Source organism: Stenotrophomonas sp. 71799_Sma (assembly GCF_056482505.1).
The window spans coordinates 1,446,540-1,466,935 of sequence record NZ_CM151202.1 but is presented as its reverse complement, the minus strand read 5'-3'; the positions used below and the strand labels follow the sequence as shown (position 1 = coordinate 1,466,935).

Below are 20,396 nucleotides of genomic sequence, written 5' to 3'. Positions count from 1 at the left end.
GCCGTGATTCCGCTGGCCTCGATGGCCGGCAGCGTCCCCGCGCAGCGGGTGCTCAGCGAGCGCCCGTTGCGGATCGCGCTGGTGGCCGGTGAGGCCTCCGGTGATCTGCTGGGTGCGGGCCTGGTGCGCGAACTGAAGGCACGCTTTCCGAATGCCGAGTTCGCCGGCATCGGTGGCGATGCCATGCGCAGCGCCGGCTGCCTGACCTGGCACGATGCCAGCGAGCTGGCGGTGATGGGCCTGACCGAAGTACTGCGCCATCTGCCACGCCTGCTCAAACTGCGTTCCGCGTTCCGCCAGCGTGCGCTGGAATGGCAGCCGGACGTGTTCATCGGCATCGACGCGCCCGACTTCAACCTGGGCATCGAACGCTGGCTGAAGCAGCGCGGCGTGCGCACCGTGCATTACGTGAGCCCCTCGGTCTGGGCCTGGCGCGAGAAGCGCGCCGAGAAGATCGGCAGCAGCGCCGACCTGGTGCTGTGCCTGTTCCCGATGGAACCGCCCATCTATGCCAAGCACGGCATCGACGCGCGTTTCGTTGGCCATCCGATGGCCGATGACATCCCCCTGCAGGGCAACCGCGAGGAAGCGCGCGCCGCGCTTGGCCTGCCGACGTCGGCCAAGGTGCTGGCGGTGTTGCCAGGCAGCCGCCTGGGCGAAATCTCGCGCCTCGGTGAACCCTTCTTCGAAGCCGCCTGGCAGGTCTCCGAGCGCATCCCCGGCCTGCACGTGGTGGTGCCTGCCGCCAACCCCGCATGCAAGCGGCTGATCGAAGAGCAGCTGTCGCGCTCGGCGCTGCCGGTCGCGTACTCGCATGTGCTCGACGGCCAGGCGCGCAACGCCATGATCGCGGCCGACGTGGTGGTGTTGGCGTCCGGTACCGCGACCCTGGAGGCGATGCTGGTGAAGCGGCCGATGGTGGTCGGCTACCGTGTCAACGAGCTGACCTATCGTCTGGTCAAGGCATTCGGCCTGATCAAGGTCGACCGCTTTGCCCTGCCCAACATCCTGGCCGGCCAGGACCTGGCACCGGAGCTGATGCAGCATGACTGCACGCCGGACAAGCTGGCTGCGGCCATCCAGCAATGGTTCGACCACCCGCAGCGGGTGACCGACCTGCAGGACACCTATGCCCGCCTGCATGAGCGCCTGCGCCGCAATGCGTCGGCACGTGCCGCCGACGCCGTCGGCGAGCTGCTGATGCGCGACCAGGCCCAGGCATGAGCCGCCGCTACGCCGCAGCGGCCAGCCTGACCCTGTTCGATGGCGCGGCGGTGGTCGAGCCGGAGCGCCTGGTCGCCGGCGTCGACGAAGCCGGTCGTGGCCCGCTGGCCGGGCCGGTCGCGGTGGCGGCCGTGGTGTTCGACCCGGCACGGCCGCGCATCAACGGCCTGGACGATTCCAAGCAGCTGACCGCGGCGCGCCGCGAGCAGCTGCATGACCGCATCATCGAGCGCGCCCTGGCCTGGCATGTGGTGCTGGTGGACGTGGACACCATCGACCGTCTGAACATCTACCAGGCCACCCTGCAGGGCATGCGCGACGTGGTCGCAGCGGTCGCCCACGTGGCCGGCTTCGCGCGCATCGATGGCAACGTGGTGCCCAAGGGGCTGGTACTGCCGGCGCAGGCGCTGGTCGGCGGCGATGGCATCGACCGCGCGATCATGGCCGCCTCGATCCTGGCCAAGGTCTCGCGCGACCGCTACATGCAGGAGGTGCATGCCCGCCATCCGCAGTACGGCTTCGAGCAGCACAAGGGCTACGGCACCCCGGCCCACCTGGCCGCCCTGCGCGAGCACGGCCCCTGCGTGGAGCACCGGCGCAGCTTCGCCCCGGTGCGCGAGTGCCTGGAAACAGCGCCAGCCCCCGCGATCACAGCCATCGCTTGAACAACGGCTGCCGGGTATCGTCCGGCGCTTTCACGGCAATGTGAACGCCTCCGCTGGCGCCGGGCCATGCCCGGCGACATTCGCGCAATCGGCGCACCGTCAAGTCCTTGTCGCTTCCCCCTGCCCTCGCTACCCTGACCGGGCACTCCAGCGCATCCCGACCCCGGCGACGATCTTCCGTCAGCACCCGGGGCCCGCGCGCTCCAACCTGGTCCGGCATGTCCAACTCCCGCTTCGTACATCTCCACGTCCACACCGAGTTCTCGCTGGCGGACTCGACCATCCGCGTGCCGGCCAAGCCCGACCAGGCGGACCCGAAGAAGGCCAAGCAGGCCAACCTGCTGTCGCGCTCGGTCGAGCTCGGCCTGCCCGCGCTGGCGGTGACCGACCTCAACAACCTGTTCGCGCTGGTCAAGTTCTACAAGGCCGCCGAAGGCGTGGGCATCAAGCCGATCGCCGGCGCCGACGTGCTGATCGCCGAGGAAGGCCAGGACCCGTGGCGGATGACCCTGCTGTGCCGCGACCGTGAGGGCTACCTGAGCCTGTCGCGCCTGCTGACCCGCGCCTGGATGGAAGGCCATCGCCCGGAAGGCGGCGTGGCAATCCACCCGGACTGGCTGAAGGCCGGCAACGCCAACCTGTTCGCACTCGCTGGCCGGCAGAGCCTGGCCGGGCGCCTGGCGTTGGACGGCAAGCATGAACTGGCCGAGCAGCAGCTGGCCGACTGGCAACGCGTGTTCGGCGACGGCCTGCACCTGGAGCTGACCCGCACCGGCCGCGAGGGCGAAGAAACCTTCAACCAGTTCGCGCTGATGGCCGCAGGCCAGCGTGGCCTGCCGGTGGTGGCCAGCAACGACGTACGCTTCCTGTCGCCGACGGATTTCAGCGCGCACGAAGCGCGCGTATGCATTTCCACCGGCCGCGTGCTGGACGATCCCAAGCGCCCGCGCGAGTACAGCGACCAGCAGTACCTGAAGTCGGCCGAGGAGATGTGTGCGCTGTTCGCCGACATCCCCGATGCGATCGACAACACGCTGGCGCTGGCCGAACGCTGCAACATCGAGATGCGGCTGGGCACCTACTTCCTGCCCAACTACCCGGTGCCCGACGACGAGACCCTGGACACCTGGATCCAGAAGATGTCGCGCGATGGCCTGGAAGAGCGCCTGGAGAAGAATCCACTGGCGCCGGGCAAGACCCGCGAAGAGTATTTCGAGCGCCTGGAGTTCGAGCTCAACACCATCATCAAGATGGGCTTCCCGGGCTACTTCCTGATCGTGGCCGACTTCATCCAATGGGGCAAGAACCAGGGCATCCCGATCGGTCCCGGCCGTGGTTCGGGTGCCGGCTCGCTGGTGGCGTGGGCGCTGAAGATCACCGACCTGGACCCGCTGCCGTACAACCTGCTGTTCGAGCGATTCCTCAATCCCGAACGCGTGTCGATGCCCGACTTCGACATCGACTTCTGCATGGACCGCCGCGACGAGGTGATCGACTACGTCGCGCGCAAGTACGGGCGCGAGCGCGTCAGCCAGATCATCACCTACGGCACCATGGCCGCCAAGGCGGTGGTGCGCGACTCCGGCCGCGTGCTCGGTTTCCCGTATGGCCTGGTCGACGGTGTCTCCAAGCTGATCCCGAACATCCTCGGCATCCACCTGAAGGATGCGCTGGGCAAGGGCAAGGAAGGCCCGAGCTCGGAAATGGCGTCGGCCGAACTGATCCAGCGTTACGAGACCGAGGACGATGTCCGCGACCTGATCGACCTGGCGCTGCAGCTGGAAGACCTGACCCGCAACGCCGGCAAGCATGCCGGTGGCGTGGTGATCGGGCCCGAGCCGCTGAGCGAGTTCTGCCCGCTGTACGCCGAACACGACGAGAACGGCCTCGGCAAGAACCCGGTCACCCAGTTCGACAAGAACGACGTGGAAGAAGTCGGCCTGGTGAAGTTCGACTTCCTGGGCCTGCGCACGCTGACCATCATCGACTGGGCGGTGAAGGCGATCAACAAGCGCCATGAGCGCGCCGGCATCCCGCCGGTGGACATCGCCGCGATCCCGCTCGACGACACGCCCACCTACAAGGACATCTTCGCCAACGGCAACACCGGCGCGGTGTTCCAGTTCGAATCCTCGGGCATGCGCCGCCTGCTGAAGGACGCGCGCCCCGACCGTTTCGAAGACCTGATCGCGCTGGTGTCGCTGTACCGTCCCGGCCCGATGGACCTGATTCCCTCCTTCAACGCGCGTAAGCACGGCCAGGAAGAAATCATCTATCCCGATCCGCGCACCGAAGCGATCCTGAAGGACACCTACGGCATCATGGTGTACCAGGAGCAGGTGATGCAGATGGCGCAGATCGTCGGCGGCTACTCGCTGGGCGGCGCCGACCTGCTGCGCCGCGCGATGGGCAAGAAGGTGCCGGCCGAAATGGCCAAGCACCGTGAGATCTTCCGCGAAGGCGCGGCCAAGGACGGCGTGGACGAGGCCAAGGCCGACGCGATCTTCGACCTGATGGAGAAGTTCGCCGGCTACGGCTTCAACAAGTCGCACGCCGCTGCCTACGCGCTGGTCAGCTACCAGACCGCATGGCTGAAGCGCCATTACCCGGCCGAGTTCATGGCGGCCACGCTGTCCTCGGACCTGGACAACACCGAGAAGGTGGTCGGCTTCCTCGACGAGGTGCGCAACCTCGGCCTGACCGTGCTGCCGCCGAAGGTGAACCACTCCGCCTTCATGTTCGAAGCCGTGACCCCGGACACCATCCAGTACGGGCTTGGCGCGATCAAGGGCGTCGGCCAGGGTGCCTGCGAGGCCGTCGTGGACGAGCGCCTGAAGGGTGGCGACTACAAGGACCTGCTCGACTTCTGCACCCGCGTCGGATCGGCCAAGCTCAACCGGCGCACGCTGGAAGCGATGATCAACTGCGGCGCACTGGATGAGCTCGGGCATAACCGCGCCTCGCTGATGCTGCAGCTGCCGGAAGTGATCAAGGCCACCGACCAGATGGCGCGCGAACGTGCGTCCGGGCAGAACTCGCTGTTCGGCGGCCCCGACCCGAGCGCGACCACGATCCAGCTGGACCTGCCCGAAGCCGAGGAATGGCCGCTGCTGCAGCGCCTCAATGGCGAGCGCGACACGCTGGGTTTCTATCTCAGTGGCCACCCGTTCGATCCCTGGCGCGACGACGTGCGCGACCTGGTCGGCAACGACCTGGGCTCGGTGGAGAAGATCTGGAGCGCCAACAGCGGTGGCGGCGGCGGCGGCGAGAAGCGCTGGCGCCCGGAAGTACAGACCGTGCTGGCCGGCCAGGTGGTCGGCGTGCGCCGCAAGGGTGAGAGCCAGATCTTCATCCAGCTCGAGGACGGCCGTGGCCGCGTCGAGTGCAGCGCGTTCTCCGACGCGATGGCCGAGTTCGGCCACCTGATGACCAAGGACCGCATCCTGGTGGTCAAGGGTGGCCTGCGCGAGGACGAATTCAACGGTGGCTTCGCGCTGCGCATCCGCCAGTGCTGGGACTTCGACGAAGTCTGCGCCAACTACGCCACCCGGCTCTCGCTGCGCCTGGACCTGCGCCAGCAGCGCCCGGTCTGGGAACGCATTGATGCGCTGCTCGACCGCCATCGCCCTGGCCGCACGCCGCTGCGCCTGGACCTGCTGCTGAAGGGGCCGCACGGCGGCGTCGCCGGCATGCTCGATGTGTCCGGGCAGAGCGCGGTACGCATCGATTCCAAGCTGATGGAGGCGCTGCGCGCCGACCCCGCCGTGCGCACCCTGAAGGTGCGCTACAGCCCGCCGTGGGCCAGCTGAAGCTGGCTCCCTGGTTTTTGCTGAAATCCCTGCTTTCCCGTTCCATGTATCAAGGACGATTGCCGATGAAGACCCTGCTGTTCCCGTTCGCCGCCGCGCTGGCCCTGGCCGCCTGTTCGCCCTCGAAGGTCGAGTTCCAGATCGACAACCCGACCGACACGCCGCTGGCACTGAGCATCGATGGCAAGGACCTGCCGGTGGCCGCACAGGGCTCGCGCCCGATTTCGCTGGCCGTCGGCGAGCATCGCCTGCATACCGACAAGCTCGGTGATGTGCGCTTCATCGTCTACGTCGATGGCCGTGGCGGCCTGATCAACCCGACCCTGAGCGAGTACGTGGTCGCCCGCGAGATCTACGTCACCGACGAGAGCAAGCTGAAGAACTTCGGCACCGGCAAGGCCGGCATCGAGCTGGGTGGCGTCGACTTCGAAGGCCCGTTCGAGAAGCACCACGAACTGTTCATCGACAAGACCTGGACCTACGGCGTGCGCGAGCCCTTCCCGAAGGAAAAGGTGGTGGCCCACGTCGACGCCAGTGGTGGCCAGATCGTGGCCAAGGTGTTCACCGCCCCCGCCTTCATCGCCTACGTCGAAGAAGGCATGGGCGAGCCGGGTGCGTTCAAGCGCGAGCAGCCGGCCGGCTACGTGGCCCCGGCGTTCAGCCTGGAACCGGCCCCGGCCAGCCTGCCGGCGCTGGTGCCGGCCTTCGAGGCGCATGCCGCGCCGCTGCGTGAGGTCTATGCGCGCTGGCTGAAGGCCACCACCGCCGATGAACAGAAGGCCCTGCGCAAGCAGGACTTCGCCGCGCAGATGGCCTTCACCTCGGCCACCGCCACCCTGGGCAGCGGGCTGGGCCGGGAGGCCAACGAGGCCTACAACGACTTCGTTTCCCAGCGCAGCCAGCTGATGGGCCGCAGCGCCCTGGTGGTGCCCTGAGCTGACTGGCGCCCCCTGCCCGGCTGCGCTACCGTCGCCTTCCAGACGAAGGCGTACGGGTGGTTTGCACGCATTCGGCTAGAATTCCCCTCTTCTTTACACGACGGCTTCCGATGAATCCGAACTACCTCGACTTCGAGCAACCCATCGCCGACCTGGAAGCCAAGATCCAGGAACTGCGCAACGCCAGTGCCGGGCCGGCGGTCAATGTCGAGGCGGAAGTGCACGCGCTGCAGGACAAGCTGCGCATGCGCACCGCGCAGATCTTCCGCAACCTGACCTCGTGGCAGGTACTGCAGCTGGCCCGTCATCCGTCGCGCCCGTACACCGCCGACTACCTACGCGTCATGTTCGATGAGTTCCAGGAGCTGGCCGGCGACCGTGCCTTCGCCGACGACAAGGCGATCATGGGCGGCCTGGCACGCATCAACGGCCGTGCAGTGATGGTGATCGGCCACCAGAAGGGCCGTGACACCAAGGAAAAGATCAAGCGCAACTTCGGCATGCCCAAGCCGGAGGGCTACCGCAAGGCCCTGCGCCTGATGAAGATGGCCGAGCGCTTCGGCCTGCCGGTGCTGACCCTGATCGACACCGCCGGCGCCTGGCCGGGCATCGATGCCGAATCGCGCGGCCAGTCCGAAGCGATCGCACGCAACCTGATCGAGATGGCCGAACTGAAGGTGCCGATCATCTGCACCGTGATCGGTGAAGGTGGCTCCGGCGGCGCGCTGGCGCTGGGCGTGGGCGACCGCACCGTGATGCTGGAGTACTCGGTGTACTCGACCATCACCCCGGAAGGCTGCGCCTCGATCCTGTGGAAGGATGCCGGCAAGGCCAAGGATGCCGCCGAACAGCTGGGCCTGACCGCCCCGCGCCTGAAGAGCCTGGGCCTGGTCGACAAGGTCGTGCGCGAGCCGACCGGCGGCGCCCACCGCAACCCGACGCAGATGGCCAAGCGCCTGAAGGCGGTGCTGCTGAACGAGCTGGACGCGCTGGACAAGCTGTCCACCGAGCAGCTGCTGGAACAGCGCTACGCCCGCCTGCGCAGCTACGGCACGTACGAAGCGGCCTAAGCCCGGTAGTGCCGGCCGCTGGCCGGCAACACGCAGGTGATTGCAGAAACGAAAGAGCCGGGCAATCGCCCGGCTCTTTCGTTTGCGCCCTGGCGGCATCCACGCATGGCGTGGATCTACCGGGTGCAGATGACCCCGCGTCAGAATGGCTTGGCCAGCACCAGCCACACGATCGGGATGAAGGCCAGCAGCGGGATCTCGTTGATCCAGCGCAGCGCGCGCGACGACGGCAGCGCCCTGCCCTTGGCCACGCCCTTGAGCAGGCGCCCGATCCAGATGAAATACGCCAGCAGCAGCACCACCAGCCCCAGCTTGGCATGCAGCCAACCGGCGCCGCCCGAGGCAACCATCGTCGGGAAATCCGGAATGACCTTGTAGCCCAGCCACAGCACCAGACCCAGCAGGAATGCCAGACCGAACATCGAGTGGCCGAAGCGGTACAGGCGCAGGCCCATCAGCTGCAGGCGCTCGGTCACCGCCGGCTGGCCAGCGGTCTCGGCCAGGTTCACCAGGATGCGCGGCAGATAGAACACCGTCGCCATCCACGCCACCACGAACACGATGTGGAAGGTCTTGACCCAGTAGTAGCTCTGCATGCGCTCGCTCCGGCGGCTGGCGTAGGTTGGCGGCCATTCTCGCATGCCGTGGCCGGGCCACCCCACGCCCCAGCGCCGCGACACATCGACGCATGGCACGCCGCAACGCCGTACGATAAGCGCCGTTTTCACCACTGCGACCGCCCCATGGACAAGACCTACGACGCCGCCTACTTCCAACGCTGGTACCGCAGCGCCGACATCGGTGGCAGCGCCCGCCTGGCACGCAAGGTGGCATTGGCTGTGGCCAGCGCCGAGTACTACCTGGAGCGACCGATCCGCAGCGTGCTGGATATCGGCTGCGGCGAAGGCGCCTGGCGCGCGCCGCTGCTGAAGCTGCGTCCGAAGGTCGAATACCTCGGCTTCGACAGCAGCGAGTACGCTGTGCGCCGCTACGGCCGCACCCGCAACCTGCACCTGGCCCGCTTCGGTGATTTCGCCTGGCTGCGGCCCTGCGCCCCGGTCGACCTGCTGATCTGCTCGGACGTGATGCACTACGTGCCCGACCGTGAGCTGCGTGCCGGACTGGCCGGCGTGGCGGAGCTGACCGGCGGCGTGGCCTTCCTGGAGACCTTCGCCGCCGAGGACGCGTTCGAGGGCGACCACGAGGGTTTCCAGGCCCGCCCGGCGCGCTGGTACCGGCGGACGCTGGCCCGGCACGGTCTGCAGCCGGTAGGGTCGCATTGCTGGCTCGGCCCCGCCCCGGCAGGCGATGCGGCCGCGCTGGAACGGATGTGAATCCGGATTCATTATTTTCAGCCAACTTAACCTGCGGGACACCCGGATGGGATATGCTGCGCGGCAACATATGACCATACATATTCGGTCGTCATGCTCTATCAACTGCACGAACTGACCCGCAACCTGCTCGCCCCCTGGGTGCACCAGGCCCAGGCCAACGCCAGGTTCTTCGCCAACCAGGGCCACTGGTGGTCGCAGATGCCCGGCGCTGATCGCCTGGCGGCGGTCAATGAACTCTTCCATCGCATCGGCAAGGATTACGAGAAGCCCGAGTGGGGCATCAACGAAATCGACGTCGATGGCGAGCGCGTGCCGATCGTCGTGCACGAGGAAGTGAGCAAGCCGTTCTGCAAGCTGCTGCGCTTCAAGCGCCACAGCAATGAAGCCGACCAGCTGCACACCATGCTCAACCAGCCGTTCGTGCTGGTGGTGGCGCCGCTGTCCGGCCACCACGCCACGCTGCTGCGCGACACCGTGCGCACGCTGCTGCGCGACCACCGCGTGTATGTGACCGACTGGGTCGACGCGCGCATGGTGCCGGCCAGCGAAGGCGAGTTCGGCCTGGACGACTACATCGCCTACATCCAGGAGTTCATCCGCCACCTCGGCGTGGAGCGCCTGCACGTGGTCAGCGTGTGCCAGCCGACCGTACCGGTGCTGGCGGCGGTTTCGCTGATGGCCAGCCGTGGCGAGCCGACGCCGCGCACGCTGGTGATGATGGGTGGCCCGATCGACGCGCGCTGCAGCCCGACTGCAGTGAACAACCTGGCCACGCAGAACCCGCTGTCGTGGTTCGAGAACAACGTCATCCACACCGTGCCGGCCAGCTATCCCGGCGCCGGCCGCCGCGTGTACCCGGGCTTCCTGCAGCACGCCGGGTTCCTGTCGATGAACCCGAGCCGCCACTTCAGCTCGCACTGGGATTTCTACACCGACCTGGTCAAGGGCGACCTGGAAGACGCCGACGCGCACCGTCGTTTCTACGACGAGTACAACGCGGTGCTGGACATGCCGGCCAAGTACTACCTGGATACCATCCGCGTGGTGTTCCAGGACTTCCTGCTGCCGCGTGGCGAGTGGGTGGTCAACGGTGAGAAGGTCGATCCGTCGGCGATCCGCGACACCGCGCTGCTGAGCATCGAGGGTGAGCTGGACGACATCGCCGGCCTCGGCCAGACCGAAGCCGCGCAGGCGCTGTGCACCGGCATCGACGCTGGCCGCCGTGAGCATTTCATCGTCGAAGGTGCCGGCCACTACGGCATCTTCAGCGGCCGTCGCTGGCGCGAAGTCGTGTACCCGAAGGTGCGCGACTTCTTCGCCGCGCATGCCGAAGCACCGGCGGCGAAGGTCACGAAGAAGAAGAGCAACGTCACCCCGTTGCGGCGAAAGGCGGGGTAACTCGCCCAGGGTGGGTGCCGACCTTGGTCGGTACGCCCTGATAGATGCCAACCTTGGTTGGCGCTCTACCCTGAATCCCGGTATCTGAAGGATTGTGCCGACCAAGGTTGGCACCTACCAAAGCGAATTCCGCCAAGCGCCCCTGCACTGATGGATCGTGCCAACCAAGGTTGGCACCTACCGGAGCGTCCGCACCCGCTTACAGCCGCACGAGCAGGTTCTTGGCGATCAGCCCATGCAGCTTGCCGATGCCGCGTGCCAGATGCATCGTCAGCAGCAGCAGCAGCGCCCCCGCCGCGGCAACCGCGATTGCCACCAGCGGCGAGGCCGCCATCGGCAGTACGTTCACGTCGTTGATGTACACGCCGGGGATGTCGCCACTGAAGATCGCCGCGACCGGCGCCCAGATCAGGCTCAGCGACAGCGACAGCAGCGTCACCGCGATGGTGAAGTAGATGACGCCCAGCGGCAGCATCAGCACGAAGTACAGCAGCGTCAGCCAGGTGCGGCCATCGGTGAACATGTCGCCGATGCGCTGCAGCCAGGTGCGGCTGCGGTCGGTGTAACGCGGACGACGTGGCATGCGCTCGCCCAGCAGCGCTTCCACCAGCCGCCCTTCCAGCAGCGCCAGCCCGCGCACCGAACCGAAGAACAGCACGGTCAGCGGGATGCCGATGATCAGGATCAGCAGGCCCAGCGACAGCGACAGGCCAGTCACCACCCAGGTGAAGAAGAAGATGCCGGTGGCCAGCGACAGCAGCATGTAGAACAGCGCACCGTAGGTATGCGGATCCGTCACCACGCCGAAGAAGCGCGCCAGCAGCGAACGCGGCACCGGTACCGGCGGGGGTGCGGCCGGCTCGACGCCACTGGCTTCCGCCGCCGCACGCAGCACCGGTGCGGTATCCGCACGCGGTGTACGCAGCGCGCGATTCACCGTCACTTCGGTCTCGCGGTAGATTTCGGCTACCTCGTCCGGCGCACCGTAGCTGCCGGCAACGTCGGCGATCACCTCGGCCTCGCTGCGGCCGGGCTGCGCCGCCAGCTCCGAGCGCAGGTATTCCTCGGCGTCGTACAGCGCGTCCTGCACCATCGCCGGGTCGGCGCCTTCCAATGACGCGCGCAGCTGCGCCAGGTACTGCGGGATGGTCGTGGGCAGGGCTCGGCCTGCCAGGCTCGGGTCGTTCATTGCGGTACCCCCTCCAACACGGAATCGACGGAATCGCGTGTGGCCTGCCAGGCCCGGCGCCATTGCGCCAGCACCTCGCGGCCACGTTCATTGATGCGGTAGTAGCGCCGCGGCGGCCCGCTGCTGGACGGCTCCACATGGCTTTCCAGCAGGCCGGCGCCCTCCAGATTGCGCAGCACCGGGTACAGCGCGCTCTGCTTGCCGCTCAGCACGCCCTCGCCCACCCGCTCCAGCTCCTTGGCAATGAGGTAGCCGTACAGCGGCTCCCCGGCCCGGGCCAGCACCGCCAGCAGGGCCAGCGACACCGTTCCGGCGCTGAGCTCCTTCTGGAACTTCTTCAGCTGGACATCGTCCTCGGACATGACCGGCCCTCCACTACGTTGAAGTCCACAGTAGTGCGAAGTTCGGTATAGCGAGTGTGTCGTTAGTCACTCTGCCGGTTGGCGTGGCCGGGCCGCTCACGCAGAATCGAAGCCTCGTTCATGTTCCGGGGTTCCCATGCCGCACCGCCGTCGCCTTGCCCTGACCGCCCTCGCCCTGTCCTGCCTGCTGCCCGTCCTGGCCGGCGCGGCCACGCCCTACCGCAGTCCGCAGCAGATTCTTGATGCTTCGGCGGCCAGCGACTGGCGCACCCCGGACCCGGCCAACCTGCTGTACATGGACCTGCCGGCCGGGCGGGTGATCATCGAGCTGGCGCCGCAGTTCGCCCCGCGCCATGTCGCCAACATCCAGACCTTCGCCCGCGAGCACTTCTGGGACGGCACCAGCATCTACCGCTCGCAGGACAACTTCGTGGTGCAGTTCGGCGATGCCGACGCCGATGACGCCGCCAAGGCCAAGCCGTTCGGCAGCGCCGCGCGCAAGCTGCCGGCCGAATTCGAACGCGCCAGCGCCGGCCTGAAGGTCAGCGTGCTGCCGGATCGCGATGGCTGGGCCGCGCAGACCGGTTTCGTCGACGGCTTCCCGGTCGGCCAGGACCCGCAGGCCGGCAAGGCCTGGCTGGCGCATTGCTACGGCATGCTCGGCGCTGGCCGCAGCAACGAGGAAGACAGCAGCATCGGTGCCGAACTGTACGTGGTGACCGGCCAGTCGCCGCGCCAGCTGGACCGCAACATCACCCTGGTCGGCCGCGTGCTGAAGGGCATGGAGCTGCTCAGCGCGACCCCGCGCGGCCCGGCGCCGATGGGCTTCTACACCGACCCGAAGCTGCGTACGCCGATCGTGTCGATCCGCCGTGCCAGCGATGTGCCGGTGGCCGAGCGCACGCCGATCCAGGTACTGCGTACCGACTCGAAGACCTTCGCCGATACGGTGGAAGCGCGGCGGAATCGCGTGGATGATTTCTACAAGCGCCCGGCGGGGCATATCGATCTTTGCAATGTTCCGGTGCCGGTGCGGTGATGGTTTCCGCACGTTACGCGTGCTGAAGGCGCTTCATCGTTCATGGGCGTTACTTTTCTTTGTACGCAAAGAAAAGTAACCAAAAGAAACGTTCCGCCGGCCGCGAGCCGGTGCTACGCACCGGTGCCCTGCGCTCCTCGGCCCGTCGAGGGACGGCGCGGGAACTCGCTGCGCTCAGACACCCGCGCCTCTTCGCCCTCGCCGGACCTGCGGTGCTCGGCTCGCTCAAGGCGGACTGGAAGGTCAAGATCAACGGCAAAGGCATCCACGCATGGCGTGGATCTACTGGGTGCAGCTGCGGTCTTTGATCTGGGTCCGCCTTGAGTGAGCCGAGCATCGCAGGGGAATCAGGGGCGAAGAGGTGCCGATGTCTGAGCGCAGCGAGTTCGGCACCGTCCCCTGATTCACGAGAAGCGCAGGGGACCGACGTGCGAAGCACGGCGGCTCGCGACCTGGCGGCGCGTTTCTTTTGGTTACTTTTCTTTTCGCGCGAAAAGAAAAGTGACGCCCATGAACGATGAAGCACCTTCAGCACGCGCCACGCGCAAAACGCCAACGCATCAGCCCTTCTGACTCACCGCCACACTACCCAGGATCAACGCACCGGCAATCAACATCTGCACCGTCACCGCTTCCCCCAGGAACAACCACGCGAACGCAGCGCCGAACAGCGGAATCAGATAGGTCACGGTCGACGCACGCGACGGGCCGATACGGCCGATCAAACGATAGAACATCAGGAACGCCAGGCCGGTACAGGCCACGCCCAGGGCAATCGCCGCGCCCCACGCCTTGGCCGGAATCACCGCCTGCGGCCAGTGGCTGACCGCCATCGGCAGCATCCACATCGAAGCGCAGGACAGCGTTGCTGCCGCAGCGGCCGCCGACGGCAGCCCGGTCATGTGTCGCTTCACCAGGTTCACGCCCAGGCCGTACAGCAGCGAGGCCGCCGCACCGGCCAGCACCGCGGTGCCGATGCTCAGGCCAGAGACCTTGGCGGTGGCCAGCACCACCACGCCGGCGAAGCCGACCAGCAGCGCACCGGCACGGCGCATGCCGATCTTTTCACCGAAGAACAGGAAAGCGATCAGCGCGGCGAACAGCACGGTCATCGCATTGCAGATCGCACCGATCGCGGCCGGTGCCTGTTCGGCGGCATAGGCGAACAGCACGAACGGCAGCGCCGAGTTGATCAGGCCGATCGGTGCCAGCCACAGCCAGCGCCGCGGCGGGAACTGCGCGCGGGCGCGCCACAGGAACGGCAGCAGCACCAGCGCGCCCAGCACCAGCCGCACCTCGACCAGCGCGAACGGGCCGAACGACGGCACCGCCACCCGCATGAACAGGAACGAGCAGCCCCAGATGGCGCCCAGCAGGGTCAATTCCAGCGGCGTGCGCCAGTCGCGCTCGGCCGCCTGTGGGACCGCATTCATGCCCTGCCTCCGTCCATCGTCTGTTCCTCGCCAAGGCAGACAGGATCGGGCGCAGACGCCCGCCGTACAAGCGCGTAGTATCGCTGCCAGCCACAAATATGGTTTGAGGCTGGACATGCAGCTACGCCCTTCCCTGCTCCCCGCACTGGCCGTGTTCGCGGTTGCAGCGCGCCACCAGAACTTCGCCCAGGCCGCCCAGGAGCTGCACCTGACCGCCAGCGCGGTCAGCCACCATGTGCGCCGGCTGGAGGAGGTGCTGGAAACCCGGCTGTTCCTGCGCCACGCCCGCGGCGTGCGCCTGACTGCCGAGGGCCGGCAGCTGGCCGACGCCGCCAGCGCCGCCTTCTCCGATGTCGCGGCCGTCGCCCATCATCTGCAGCCGGATGCCGACAGCGTGCCGCTGCGGATCACCACGCTGCGCTCGCTGTCCTACTGCTGGCTGTTGCCACGGCTGCCACGCTTCACCCAGGCCCATCCGCACATCCGCATCGAACTGCACACGGGCAGCGGTCTGGACCGCTACGACGACAACGGTCCGGAGGTCGGCATACGCTATGGCCTGGGCCAGTGGCCAGGCCTGCGTGCACAGCACCTGATGGATGACTACCTGTTCCCGGTGGCCTCGCCGGCGCTGGCCGGGGTCGAAACGCTGGTCGATCCGGCGCGCATCGCCGACCTGCCGCTGCTGACCGATCTGTCGCCGCAGGGCTGGCGTGACTGGTTCCGCCATGCCGGCGTGCGCCCACCCTCGCCACTGCCGCCGATGCACACCTTCGCCGACAGTACCGATGCGATGCGTGCCGCGGTGTACGGCATGGGCACGGTGCTGGCACGTACCCATATCGCGCAGCCCTACCTGCAGCGCTACGAGGTGGTACGCCTGCCTGGCCCGGCGCTGAAGGCGCGCTACGCGTATCACGTGGTGCATGCCGAAGGGCAACCGCCGAGCCACGCCGCGCGCCTGTTCATCGACTGGTTGCTGGAGCAGGCGCAGGACGAACGCACGCCGATTCCCGCGTTGCCGGAAAGCCTGCTCGGGCGCCCGGCCACGCACGGCTGACTGCGCCCTCACCCGTTCTTTGCTTCACGCTGGCTAGGCTGCAGGCAACCCCACACCGTATCGACGCCATGGCCATGCTGCGACTGCGCATCACCGGAACCGAAGACGACGCCCGTGCCATCAGCGACCTGCTGCTCGGCCTGGACGGCATCGAACATGTCGAGGAAACCGACGACCTGATGCCGCACATGGACGACGACGATTCCAGTTCTGCCGGGCTGTCCGATGACATCGGCCCGGGCATCCACGAACTGGAGGTGGAAGTCGGCAACGAAAGCACCGCGCAGAAGGTGCGCGATGCGGTGCAGGAACTGGCGCTGGAGCTGGATGTGTTCGTCGAGTACGAGACCGACGAGGGCTGATGCCGGCTGGCTGCCGGCATCAACCTTGTCCTCAAAGGGTGGGCGGCAGCGTGCGACGGCGGCGACGCCACCACGCCCGCACCCCCCAGGCCGCGATCAACGCCAGCACCGCTACCGGCAGCAACGCGGCCGCGGCGCGGATCAGGAACGCAATACTGGTGCTGAGGATGCTGCCCGATTCGCTCAGCGCCTCACCGATCTCGCTGCGGCTGCGCTGGCCCGAGGTGGTGTCGAAGTGCATCGTCACCAGCTGGGTATCGATGCGCCGGCGCTGCTGGGCGGCATCCTTGTTGGCCTGCTCGACGCCCGCTTCGATCTCCGACAGGCGCGTGGTGATCGCCATCAGGTCTTCGATCTTCAGGTCCTTGCGGTCCTGGTAGGACAGCAGCCGCGCATGTTCCTTCTCCAGCCGCGCCTTGGTCAGTGCGGTGTCTGCTACCTCCTGCGCCAGGTCCTCGGCGCGCGTATTGCGCGACTGCAGCGTGCCCCCCTCACCGGCCAGAGCGATCAACGGCTCGGTGCCCTTCGGCGCAATGCGCACCTTGACCTCGCCGCTGGGCTGCTCGCCACTGCGCTGGTCGACCTGCAGCACCGCGCAGTCACCGAACTTCGCGCTCTGGCAGGCCTGCGCCACCTGCTGGATGCGCGGTGCAATCTGCGCCGCTTCCAGCTGGATCTGCACGTCATGCTCGTAGGCCAGGAACGCACCTTCCGGCGAAGCGACAGCAGCATCGGCAGCGGCCGCACCCGCCTCCTGCGCCCTCTCGCCGTTCTTGGCACAGGCCGCCAGCGCCAGCAGCAGCACCGGCATTGCCACCACACGCGTCCACGCGCGCAGCGGCGTCACAGTGCCGCTCCGTCGTAGGACATCACCGCCAGCGTGGCCAGGTCTACCTGCGGTACGCAGCGCACGTTCACCGCCACCATCGGCGTACCGGTGCGCGGGTCCACCGCTTCGCTGTAGGGGGCAACGCCGCACTCGCGGCAGTGGTGATGATCGATGTGGGCTTTGTTGAAGTGGTAGGTGGCCACGTCCGCGGGATTGGTGCTCAGCTGGAACGCCTCGCGCGGGGCAAACCACAGCAGGCTGCCGCGGCGACGGCACATCGAGCAGTTGCAGTCGATGACGTCGCTGATCGGCGCCTCGGCCTGTACGGTGAATGCGATCCTGCCGCAATGGCAGCTTCCCTGGTATTCCATGTCCTGCGCTCCGCTGGAGGGTCCTTGTCAGTGCCCATGGTAATCCTATGGCACGGGGACAAAGCAGCCCCGGAGGCCTATGCTCGGGAATTGACCCCAGTACAGGAACGCCGATGCGCCCGCATCTTCTTGCCCTCGCCCTGGTCGCCGCCCTTGCCGGTTGCCAGCCGGCCGACGCCCCGACCAACGGTTCCACCCCGGCCGCCAGCCAGCAGGCCGGTGACGCGGCGGTTGATGCCGCCTTCGCCGACCTGTCCAAGCGCGCCCTGGACACCTGGATGCAGCTCTCGCCGGTCAGCGCCACCCAGATCGGTGACCACCGCTACGACAGCGAGATCGACGACCTGAGCGCCGCCGGCCAGCAGAAGACCCTGGCCGCCTACAAGGCGCTGCTGGGCGAGCTGGACAAGATCGAGGTGGCCAAGCTCGGCCGCGAAAACCAGGTGGACGCGGCGATCCTGCGCAACCAGCTGCAGTCCGAGATCTGGAATGCCGAGGTCATGCAGTCCGGCAAGTGGGACCCGCAGCTGTACAACGGCGTGGCCGGCAGCGCGATCTACGGCCTGATGGCCCGTGAGTTCGCACCGCTGCCCGAGCGCCTGAAGTCGGCCACCGCGCGCATGGAGAAGCTGCCGGCGATCTTCGCCCAGGCCCGCGAGAACCTGGATCCGGCCCGCGTGCCGAAGATCCATGCCGAGACGGTGGCCAAGCAGAACAAGGGCATCCTCAGCATCGTCGATACCTTCATCACCCCGCACATCGGCGAACTGCCGCAGGCCGACCAGCAGCGCCTGCAGGCCGCCATCGATGGCCTGAAGAAGGCGGTGGACGAACAGCAGACCTGGCTGGACAAGACCCTGGTGCCGAACGCCAAGGGCGACTTCCGCATCGGTGCGGAAAAGTACGACCAGAAGCTGAAATTCGCGCTGAACTCGTCGCTGTCGCGCCAGGAGATCGGTGAGCGAGCACGCGCCGAACTCAAGCGCGTGCGCGAAGACATGTACGGCATCGCGCAGACCGTGCTGAAGGACAAGCCGGGCGCACCGGAGATGCCGTCACAGCCGACCGACGAGCAGCAGCAGAAGGCGATCGAGGCCGCGCTGGAGCTGGCCTATGCCGACAAGCCGGCGCGCGACAAGGTGGTCGACGATGCCAAGGCCGCACTGGAGCAGTCCACCGCATTCGTGCGCGAGCACGATCTGATGACCCTGCCCGACGCGCCGGTGGACATCATCCTGATGCCGGAATTCCAGCGTGGCGTGGCCGTGGCCTACTGCGATTCGCCGGGCCCGCTGGACAAGAACCTGAAGACCTTCTACGCCGTGTCGCCGATTCCGGACGACTGGAACGACAAGCAGGTCGACTCGTTCCTGCGTGAGTACAACTCGCGCATGATCCACCTGCTGAGCATCCACGAAGGTACTCCGGGCCATTACCTGGAAGGCTGGCATTCGGCCAAGTTCCCCTCCACCCTGCGTGCGGTGCTGCGTTCTGGCCTGTTCGCCGAAGGCTGGGCGGTCTACACCGAGCGGATGATGCAGGAGCAGGGTTACCTCAACAACGACCCGCTGTTCCACCTGGTGCAGCTGAAGTTCTACCTGCGCACGATCTCCAACGCGATCCTCGACCAGGGCGTACACGTGGACAACTGGGATCGCGAGAAGGCGATGCACCTGATGACCCACGACGCCTTCCAGCAGGAGAGCGAAGCCTCGGGCAAGTGGGTGCGCGCGCAGCTGACCTCGGCACAGCTGCCGACCTACTTCGTCGGTGCGCAGGAACACTTCGACACCCGCAAGGCGATGCAGGACAAGCTGGGCGACAAGTTCAACCTCAAGGCCTATCACGACCAGATGCTGTCCTACGGCGCGCCGCCGGTGCGTTTCGCACGCCAGCTGATGCTGGACCAGCCGATCGAGTGATCGCGCAGGTGTGAGTTGGAAACGGAACGGCCCGGGGAAACCCGGGCCGTTTTCTGTTCGGCGTCCCGGGATGGACCCATCCACGCATGGCGTGGATCTACTACCCGCCTGCCAGTAGATCCACGCCATGCGTGGATGGCATTCAATTCACCGCGCGATGCAGCACGCGCTCGAACTGCACGTCACTGCATCCATTCTGCCCACACCCGGGAAGCGCGAGCTCCACCCGACCGGGTGGCTGTACATCGCTCAACGGCAGCGCATCTCGCAGTTGCGCGGTGGTCGGGTAGACGTAGGCCAGGCGGAAACGCACTTCGCCGGCCCCACGATCACGCCAGCGTTCAAACTGCAGCAGGCCGCCGATCGGTGTCTTCTCATACTGGCCCGGCAACGTGTAGTCCGTGATTCCCAGCGCCGCCAGCACGGAACCGATGTTGGAATCGTGGCCGACCAGCAGGCTCACCTTCGGTGACGCCGGATCTTCGAACAGCCCGTTTATTCTTGCCAAAAGCGGCGCAGCCACGTCACGCGCCACCTCGGGTGTTCCGAACAGGATGTCCTGGTAGCGGTTGCGGACCTGCGCCAGCGCCTGCCATTGGTCCTCCGTGTTCAATCGGCCCCAGCCTTCGCCGGGAATGCCACTTCCCTGGTAGTGCTCCATCAACAAGGCATCGACCAACCCGCTTGCCAGGGCCAGCGAACCGGAAGTACGCGGTTCTTTGCCCGGCTCTGCGCTGAAAATGGAATCGGCCGGCGTCAGGTGGCATTCGCTGCGGCCTGCGCATGCAGCCGACTGCGGGTAGCGGGTGATCGCCTCCACCGCCGCCAGCGCCGGTGCCAGATCCGATGCGGCCTGCGCCTGTTGCATCGCCGACAGCGCACGCTCGCGGAAGAGCGTGTCTCTGTTGTGGATCACCGGATTGAACAATGGATCCATCGTGCCCAGCGGCATGCGCTGTTCCACCGTCACGTGGCAGCCCGGGAAGGCACCTGCAACGAAGAACTGTGCGGTCGCCTGGGTGCGCTGCAGGCTGTTGGCGTGCGCGTGGAAGTCGCTCGGCTGCGGACAGCCCGTTGCCGGCATCAACTTTGCCTGCCGCAGCCATTGGCCGATGTAGCGGCCCATGTAGACCTCCAGCACGCCGCCCTTGGTGGTCAGCTCGCCGGCGCCTACGTCCCAGCTCGGCCAGCGCTCCGGAGTCGCATTGGCCAACGCACCCGATGCCACCACCGGTGCGCGCAGGTTGTGGCGGCTGAGAAGGATGACCTGCTCGAGGGCTTCGCCTTCCACTGATGGCGATGCAGCGGCTGCGGCAGTGGCGACCAGTGCCAGCACCAGCGCCAGCAGCAGGGGGCGTAGAGAACGAATCATGCGGGCCTCCGACCCC

At 67.1% G+C, this 20,396-nt stretch carries 18 protein-coding genes; 11 read left to right on the top strand and 7 right to left on the bottom strand.

All coding sequences use genetic code 11. The features are described 5' to 3' along the window. The first annotated feature begins 21 nt into the window (after window positions 1-21). The 5 genes from lpxB to ACZK4Z_RS06750 all read left to right on the top strand — a co-directional run bounded on the left by lpxB (window position 22) and on the right by ACZK4Z_RS06750 (window position 7,706). On the top strand, window positions 22-1,224 hold the full coding sequence (lpxB, locus tag ACZK4Z_RS06770) for a lipid-A-disaccharide synthase (RefSeq protein WP_100437555.1): 1,203 nt from the start codon (window positions 22-24) through the stop codon (window positions 1,222-1,224). Next, window positions 1,221-1,889 carry a ribonuclease HII gene (locus tag ACZK4Z_RS06765; protein ID WP_049399552.1) on the top strand — a complete coding sequence of 223 codons (669 nt, stop codon included), beginning with the start codon at window positions 1,221-1,223 and terminating at the stop codon, window positions 1,887-1,889. The genes lpxB and ACZK4Z_RS06765 overlap by 4 nt, the downstream gene beginning before the upstream one ends. A gap of 218 nt (window positions 1,890-2,107) precedes the next feature. Beyond that, window positions 2,108-5,698 (top strand): DNA polymerase III subunit alpha, encoded by a 3,591-nt coding sequence (gene dnaE / locus ACZK4Z_RS06760; RefSeq protein ID WP_121503847.1) that lies wholly within the window; start codon window positions 2,108-2,110, stop codon window positions 5,696-5,698. A gap of 65 nt (window positions 5,699-5,763) precedes the next feature. Next, complete coding sequence (locus ACZK4Z_RS06755) at window positions 5,764-6,633, top strand: hypothetical protein (protein ID WP_180838112.1); 870 nt, start codon at window positions 5,764-5,766, stop codon at window positions 6,631-6,633. Between the two features lie 113 nt (window positions 6,634-6,746). Beyond that, window positions 6,747-7,706, top strand: a complete 960-nt coding sequence (locus ACZK4Z_RS06750) for an acetyl-CoA carboxylase carboxyltransferase subunit alpha (protein ID WP_032128332.1) — start codon at window positions 6,747-6,749, stop codon at window positions 7,704-7,706. A 140-nt stretch (window positions 7,707-7,846) separates the two neighbouring features. Here ACZK4Z_RS06750 and ACZK4Z_RS06745 read toward each other — a convergent pair whose 3' ends face one another. Next, window positions 7,847-8,302: a CopD family protein gene (locus ACZK4Z_RS06745; RefSeq protein WP_049399558.1), complete on the bottom strand. Its 456-nt coding sequence runs from the start codon at window positions 8,300-8,302 to the stop codon at window positions 7,847-7,849. 147 nt (window positions 8,303-8,449) lie between these two features. Between ACZK4Z_RS06745 and ACZK4Z_RS06740 the strand changes: the two genes are divergently transcribed. Together ACZK4Z_RS06740 and ACZK4Z_RS06735 are read left to right on the top strand one after the other, a co-directional pair. Then, complete coding sequence (locus ACZK4Z_RS06740) at window positions 8,450-9,040, top strand: class I SAM-dependent DNA methyltransferase (protein ID WP_293791161.1); 591 nt, start codon at window positions 8,450-8,452, stop codon at window positions 9,038-9,040. A gap of 93 nt (window positions 9,041-9,133) precedes the next feature. Then, a complete protein-coding gene (locus tag ACZK4Z_RS06735; protein WP_049461547.1) occupies window positions 9,134-10,441 on the top strand; it encodes a polyhydroxyalkanoate depolymerase in 1,308 nt (435 codons plus the stop codon). Window positions 10,442-10,640: 199 nt separating this feature from the next. Here the strand turns inward: ACZK4Z_RS06735 and ACZK4Z_RS06730 are convergent, their stop codons facing one another. Then, entirely contained in the window at window positions 10,641-11,630 is a 990-nt protein-coding gene (locus tag ACZK4Z_RS06730) for a sensor domain-containing protein (RefSeq protein ID WP_121503851.1), read from the bottom strand. Continuing rightward, entirely contained in the window at window positions 11,627-11,992 is a 366-nt protein-coding gene (locus ACZK4Z_RS06725; RefSeq protein WP_125893826.1) for a PadR family transcriptional regulator, read from the bottom strand. Before ACZK4Z_RS06725 ends, ACZK4Z_RS06730 begins: the two co-directional genes overlap by 4 nt. 136 nt (window positions 11,993-12,128) lie before the next feature. Here ACZK4Z_RS06725 and ACZK4Z_RS06720 point away from each other — a divergent pair, with 136 nt between their 5' ends. Beyond that, the gene (locus tag ACZK4Z_RS06720) at window positions 12,129-13,031 is read left to right on the top strand and encodes a peptidylprolyl isomerase (RefSeq protein ID WP_125893823.1); all 903 of its coding nucleotides are present in this window, start codon (window positions 12,129-12,131) and stop codon (window positions 13,029-13,031) included. Between the two features lie 560 nt (window positions 13,032-13,591). Here ACZK4Z_RS06720 and ACZK4Z_RS06715 read toward each other — a convergent pair. Further along, a complete protein-coding gene (locus ACZK4Z_RS06715) occupies window positions 13,592-14,464 on the bottom strand; it encodes a DMT family transporter (RefSeq protein ID WP_125893821.1) in 873 nt (290 codons plus the stop codon). A 115-nt stretch (window positions 14,465-14,579) separates the two neighbouring features. Here ACZK4Z_RS06715 and ACZK4Z_RS06710 point away from each other — a divergent pair, with 115 nt between their 5' ends. Continuing rightward, the gene (locus ACZK4Z_RS06710) at window positions 14,580-15,524 is read left to right on the top strand and encodes a LysR substrate-binding domain-containing protein (RefSeq protein ID WP_125893819.1); all 945 of its coding nucleotides are present in this window, start codon (window positions 14,580-14,582) and stop codon (window positions 15,522-15,524) included. A gap of 68 nt (window positions 15,525-15,592) precedes the next feature. Beyond that, window positions 15,593-15,886: a hypothetical protein gene (locus ACZK4Z_RS06705; protein ID WP_005415831.1), complete on the top strand. Its 294-nt coding sequence runs from the start codon at window positions 15,593-15,595 to the stop codon at window positions 15,884-15,886. Between the two features lie 31 nt (window positions 15,887-15,917). On the opposite strand, the gene ACZK4Z_RS06700 is transcribed toward ACZK4Z_RS06705, so the two are convergent. Next, a complete protein-coding gene (locus ACZK4Z_RS06700; RefSeq protein WP_293791430.1) occupies window positions 15,918-16,697 on the bottom strand; it encodes a DUF4349 domain-containing protein in 780 nt (259 codons plus the stop codon). A 32-nt stretch (window positions 16,698-16,729) separates the two neighbouring features. Further along, window positions 16,730-17,086, bottom strand: coding sequence for a GFA family protein (locus ACZK4Z_RS06695; protein ID WP_046983156.1), 357 nt, complete (start codon window positions 17,084-17,086; stop codon window positions 16,730-16,732). 113 nt (window positions 17,087-17,199) lie between these two features. On the opposite strand from ACZK4Z_RS06695, the gene ACZK4Z_RS06690 reads away from it, so the two are divergent. Beyond that, window positions 17,200-19,008 carry a DUF885 domain-containing protein gene (locus ACZK4Z_RS06690; RefSeq protein ID WP_180838106.1) on the top strand — a complete coding sequence of 603 codons (1,809 nt, stop codon included), beginning with the start codon at window positions 17,200-17,202 and terminating at the stop codon, window positions 19,006-19,008. A gap of 142 nt (window positions 19,009-19,150) precedes the next feature. Here ACZK4Z_RS06690 and agp read toward each other — a convergent pair whose 3' ends face one another. Next, window positions 19,151-20,380 carry a bifunctional glucose-1-phosphatase/inositol phosphatase gene (agp, locus tag ACZK4Z_RS06685; protein WP_125893815.1) on the bottom strand — a complete coding sequence of 410 codons (1,230 nt, stop codon included), beginning with the start codon at window positions 20,378-20,380 and terminating at the stop codon, window positions 19,151-19,153. Window positions 20,381-20,396: the final 16 nt, after the last annotated feature.

Coding starts and splice junctions, on each gene's coding strand:
- lpxB (WP_100437555.1), top strand. CDS start 22: ATGGCCGGCAGCGTCCCCGCGCAGCGGGTGCTCAGCGAGCGCCCGTTG.
- ACZK4Z_RS06695 (WP_046983156.1), bottom strand. CDS start 17,086: ATGGAATACCAGGGAAGCTGCCATTGCGGCAGGATCGCATTCACCGTA.
- ACZK4Z_RS06690 (WP_180838106.1), top strand. CDS start 17,200: ATGCGCCCGCATCTTCTTGCCCTCGCCCTGGTCGCCGCCCTTGCCGGT.
- ACZK4Z_RS06720 (WP_125893823.1), top strand. CDS start 12,129: ATGCCGCACCGCCGTCGCCTTGCCCTGACCGCCCTCGCCCTGTCCTGC.
- ACZK4Z_RS06745 (WP_049399558.1), bottom strand. CDS start 8,302: ATGCAGAGCTACTACTGGGTCAAGACCTTCCACATCGTGTTCGTGGTG.
- ACZK4Z_RS06715 (WP_125893821.1), bottom strand. CDS start 14,464: ATGAATGCGGTCCCACAGGCGGCCGAGCGCGACTGGCGCACGCCGCTG.
- ACZK4Z_RS06765 (WP_049399552.1), top strand. CDS start 1,221: ATGAGCCGCCGCTACGCCGCAGCGGCCAGCCTGACCCTGTTCGATGGC.
- ACZK4Z_RS06735 (WP_049461547.1), top strand. CDS start 9,134: ATGCTCTATCAACTGCACGAACTGACCCGCAACCTGCTCGCCCCCTGG.
- ACZK4Z_RS06705 (WP_005415831.1), top strand. CDS start 15,593: ATGGCCATGCTGCGACTGCGCATCACCGGAACCGAAGACGACGCCCGT.
- ACZK4Z_RS06725 (WP_125893826.1), bottom strand. CDS start 11,992: ATGTCCGAGGACGATGTCCAGCTGAAGAAGTTCCAGAAGGAGCTCAGC.
- ACZK4Z_RS06710 (WP_125893819.1), top strand. CDS start 14,580: ATGCAGCTACGCCCTTCCCTGCTCCCCGCACTGGCCGTGTTCGCGGTT.
- ACZK4Z_RS06750 (WP_032128332.1), top strand. CDS start 6,747: ATGAATCCGAACTACCTCGACTTCGAGCAACCCATCGCCGACCTGGAA.
- ACZK4Z_RS06700 (WP_293791430.1), bottom strand. CDS start 16,697: ATGCCGGTGCTGCTGCTGGCGCTGGCGGCCTGTGCCAAGAACGGCGAG.
- ACZK4Z_RS06755 (WP_180838112.1), top strand. CDS start 5,764: ATGAAGACCCTGCTGTTCCCGTTCGCCGCCGCGCTGGCCCTGGCCGCC.
- ACZK4Z_RS06730 (WP_121503851.1), bottom strand. CDS start 11,630: ATGAACGACCCGAGCCTGGCAGGCCGAGCCCTGCCCACGACCATCCCG.
- dnaE (WP_121503847.1), top strand. CDS start 2,108: ATGTCCAACTCCCGCTTCGTACATCTCCACGTCCACACCGAGTTCTCG.
- agp (WP_125893815.1), bottom strand. CDS start 20,380: ATGATTCGTTCTCTACGCCCCCTGCTGCTGGCGCTGGTGCTGGCACTG.
- ACZK4Z_RS06740 (WP_293791161.1), top strand. CDS start 8,450: ATGGACAAGACCTACGACGCCGCCTACTTCCAACGCTGGTACCGCAGC.